Annotated in this window: 4 protein-coding genes, 1 pseudogene and 1 riboswitch; all 5 genes and pseudogenes read right to left on the minus strand. The window is 71.5% G+C overall.

The window, feature by feature from the left end:
- A partial coding sequence (locus RMN98_RS01205) for a M48 family metalloprotease (protein WP_309646977.1) occupies positions 1-836 on the minus strand: 836 nt, incomplete at its 3' end.
- Entirely contained in the window at positions 833-2056 is a 1224-nt protein-coding gene (locus tag RMN98_RS01210) for a hypothetical protein (protein ID WP_309646978.1), read from the minus strand. The genes RMN98_RS01210 and RMN98_RS01205, both read right to left, overlap by 4 nt.
- 37 nt (positions 2057-2093) lie before the next feature.
- The gene (locus RMN98_RS01215) at positions 2094-3029 is read right to left on the minus strand and encodes an NlpC/P60 family protein (protein ID WP_309646979.1); all 936 of its coding nucleotides are present in this window, start codon (positions 3027-3029) and stop codon (positions 2094-2096) included.
- A gap of 52 nt (positions 3030-3081) precedes the next feature.
- A riboswitch (cyclic di-AMP (ydaO/yuaA leader) is annotated at positions 3082-3243 on the minus strand.
- A gap of 94 nt (positions 3244-3337) precedes the next feature.
- Positions 3338-3544, minus strand: a complete 207-nt coding sequence (locus tag RMN98_RS01220) for a hypothetical protein (protein ID WP_309646980.1) — start codon at positions 3542-3544, stop codon at positions 3338-3340.
- A gap of 67 nt (positions 3545-3611) precedes the next feature.
- Positions 3612-3794 (minus strand): annotated as a pseudogene (locus RMN98_RS01225) (hypothetical protein); the annotation flags it as partial.

Here is a 3794-nt window from a genome sequence, read left to right on the forward strand (position 1 = left end):
TGCGCGAGCTCGTGCGCCACGACCGACAGCGCCTGGTCCTGCGGCAGGCCGTCGACGAGCGTGTCGTAGACGACGACTCGCCGCGTGCCGCCGAAGCCGGAGACATAGGCGTTCAACGTCGTCGTACGACGGGACGCGTCGGCGACCAGCACGTCACCGACCTGCACGCCTTCCTCGTCGGCGAGCTTCATGATCTCCGTGCGCAGCGGACCGTCAGGCAGCTCCTGGAAGTCGTTGAAGAGCGGCTCGATCAGCAGCGGGTAGACGAACGACCCGAGCAGCACGAGCAGCCCCAGGACGGCACCGGCGACCGCCGGCCATGCCCGGCGCCAGCGACGGGCGCACGCCGTGAGCGCGACCAGTCCCAGCGACGTGGCGACGATGCTCACCAGCTCGCCCTTGAGGAGGTCGACGGCGAAGCCGCTCCAGGCCTGCGTCGAGAGACCCACCTCGAGCTGCTCGCGCCGCAGGAGCCCCGCGAACGGCAAGGTGATCACGCGGCGAAGAACCTCCACGAGCGCCACCGCCAGGACGACCTGGCCCACCCACGGGCCAGGCAGCCGGGAGAACCACCGCCGGCCCCGCGCACTGAACGCGAGCCACAGAACCACGAGCAACGACACCGCCAGCGAGCCATAACTCATCGTGCGGGCCCACCGGGAGTAGTCCTCGGCTCGAGCGACCTGCTCAGCGGTGAAGACCGCGCTCGGATCCAGTGGCCGGAGGTCGCCCCCGGGCACGGGGTTCCATGGCACCAGCAGCGCTGCGAGCGCCACGAACACGATTCCCCCCACCACCACGACACCGAGGGCGGTCCTGCGATCCGGGCTCGTCACGCAGCCAAGTCTGACAGCCGGGTCCGCCACGCCCGGACGAGCTGCTGCTCGTCCCACGAGAACGCCTCCCGCAGCGCGGCGTCGACCGCCGCTCCGTCCTTCACGCTGTCGTAGAAGCTCACCAGCGCGTCCTCGCCCCCGCGCTCGGCCAGCACGCGGCAGGCGATCCAGGCCGACTCGTAGGCCGCTCCGGCGTGACCGGTCGTCGCGTCGAACTCCGTGAGCCCCGGCAGGGTGGTCGGGAGCCCGTCAGCGCGCACCTGCTCGATCACCTGCGCGGCCGTGCGGCTGTCGGGCAGCGGCACGTCGCGCAGGGCGACGTAGTCAGCGAACCCCTCCAGAAGCCACTGCGGCATGGAGCGCGTGCTCGCGGCGTCGGTGGCCACGTGCGCGGCCTCGTGGGTGATGACGATCTGCGCCCCCTGCGCCCGGAGGACGTCGAACTGACCGGGGTTGATGAAGACGTGCACCGGTGCGCCCGGAGCGCTGGACAGGTCGGGGTTGGCCGTCACGGCCGCGATCCCGGAGTAGGCCCCCGGCTCGGCGTCGAGGGTCCGGTCGAACTGCTGCTCCGTGGCCGGCACCTCGAGCACCAGCGGTCCTCGCCACCGCGACAGCACCCGGCGTACGACGGGGAGGGCGGCACGTCCCTGGGCGAGGTAGCGGTCGGCCGATCGCGCCACGCCGGCGCCCGTGCCCGCGGCGAGCACGAGCACGTCCGAGGTCTGCCGGACGGTCGCAGGGCCGGCGAGCCAGAGCGGGGTCACCCGGTCCCCACCGCCGATGTCGACGATCGAGGTGGCTCCGCCGACGCTGGCGAAGCGCACCAGGACCTCGGCCCGCGCGGGGCCGGGGTCGAAGCCGTCGAACGCCCAGGTCGCATCCACGGCCGCAGTCCAGGTGCCGTCGGCGCCGATGGCCCCGGACACGTCGATGAAGCGCAGGGCGAAGTCCTCGACGTCGAGGGCCTCGGCGTTCGTCACGACCGAGTCCAGCAGCGCGACCGCCACCGTGTCGTCCTCGGGTGCCAGCTCCGCGGCGGCCGCAGCGTCACGGCCCTCGACGGCCTCGACGAGCAGGCTGAGCGTCCGCGACGCCTCGGCGGGGCTGACCCGCGCCTCGGCCTGCCCGGGACGGGGCGCGACATAGGGCTCGGACCCACCGACCGACCAGGCGACGAGACCCGCCGCGACGAGCACCAGCAGCGAAGAACCGGCCACCCACCAAGGTGGGCGACCGGTTCTCGAGGTGGGCGCGTCAGCCAGGACGGACCGCACCGACGTAGGGCATGGAGTAGAGCTCGGAGACCTCGACCCCCGAGCTCGGGTTGGCGGCGTGCACGATCATGCCGTTGCCGATGTACATGCCGACGTGGCTGATCGGGCTGTAGTAGAACACCAGGTCGCCGGGCTGCAGGTCGCTCGAGGAGACGCGCGAACCGGAGCTGTACTGCATGGAGGACGAGTGCGGCAGCGCGACGCCCGCCTGCGCCCAGGCCATCATCGTCAGACCGGAGCAGTCGAACGCGCTGGGGCCGGCGGCGCCATAGACGTAGGAGTCACCGACCTGCGCCATCGCATAGGCGACGGCTGCGGCGGCGCGGCCCGAGGCCGGGACGTCGGAGGGCACGGCGGTCGATCCCCGGGAGAGGATCGCAGCGCGCTCCTCCTCCTTCAGGTCCTCGAGCAGACCCTCCGCCTCGGCGAGGTTGTCGTCGATCGTGGCCTTCTCGGCCTCGAGCTTCTCCTCGGTCGCGGCGACCTGGCCCAGGCGGGTGTTCGTGGCCGACTGGCGGATGTCGAGGGCCTTGACCTCGGTCGCGTAGTCGTCGAGCAGCGCGTCCTGGTAGTTGTCGTAGGTCGACATCGTCGAGAGCTGCGAGAGGAAGGCGCTGGGGTCGTCGGAGACGAAGACCTCGCCGACCGCGGAGATCCCCTGGCCCTCGAACTGACGCAGCAGCGAGTCCTGGACCTGCTCACGGACGTCGCCGAGCTCGGCGTCCTGGCGCTCCTGGTCGGCACGCAGCGAGTCGAGGTCGCGCTGGAGCGCGTCCAGCTCGATCTTGGCGTCGTTGTAGCGCTCCGAGGCCTGCTCAGCCTCGTGGTAGAGACGGTCGACGCGCGCCTGGACGTCGCTGATCTCCGGCTCGGCCTGCGCCGACGTGGTGGGGACGAGCCCGATGGCCGTGGCCATGGCCAGGGCCGAAAAGGCCGTGATGAGTCGCTTCCGCACGAGCGGGCGGTCTCCCTTGCGTGTCGTACGCCTACCGGGTGAGCTGACGGGTTCAGGCACGACTTGCCTTACTCCCGCTCCAGCCACGCAGTCCTGCACGTGACGCCTTGCGGGAGATCCACCCCAGATGAGTTGGTTCCCCGGCTCCCGGACGCCCGGAGGGCGACCCAGAACTCGACGCGGCCTCCGCGCGGACCCTGGTGGCCCACTTCCACGACTGCCTGAGGGGTCAGGTTAGTCGCCGTCCCACCGCCTGGCCAACTCCGGTCTCAGGCCGACTCGACATGGGGGGTCACCACCGACTGGACCAGGCGCAGGGGTGGGACCAGCCCCCCGGCGGCGAGCACGTCGAGCGCCCGTCGTTCGTCGTCGTCGAAGGTCAGCTCGGGCGGCGGGCCCAGCAGCACGGTCACCACGCAGTCGTGGCATGCGAGGCCGCGCACCACGCAGGTGTCGCAGTCGATTCTCGTCGTCATGCCCACCAGGCTCGCAGGGCCCACCGACAGTGTCCCCGGCGTCGTGGCTGCGTCGTCCCAGAGCCCCTCAGGAGGGGTCGGTGGCGAGGTCTGCGTCGTTGCGCGAGATCAGCTCGATCGCGTCGCTGCGATCGCACCAGCGACACGTCACCGTCTCGACGTCCTCGCCGAGGACCTCGACCTCCTCGACCCGGTGGTCCCCCGCCAGGTCGAAGTGCCAGAACTCCTGCGTACGCCGTGTCCGCGTCAC

The organism is Nocardioides sp. (assembly GCF_031397825.1).
In the GTDB taxonomy this organism is placed as follows: Bacteria; Actinomycetota; Actinomycetes; order Propionibacteriales; family Nocardioidaceae; genus Nocardioides.

Coding starts and splice junctions, on each gene's coding strand:
- RMN98_RS01215 (WP_309646979.1), bottom strand. CDS start 3,029: ATGGCCACGGCCATCGGGCTCGTCCCCACCACGTCGGCGCAGGCCGAG.
- RMN98_RS01220 (WP_309646980.1), bottom strand. CDS start 3,544: ATGACGACGAGAATCGACTGCGACACCTGCGTGGTGCGCGGCCTCGCA.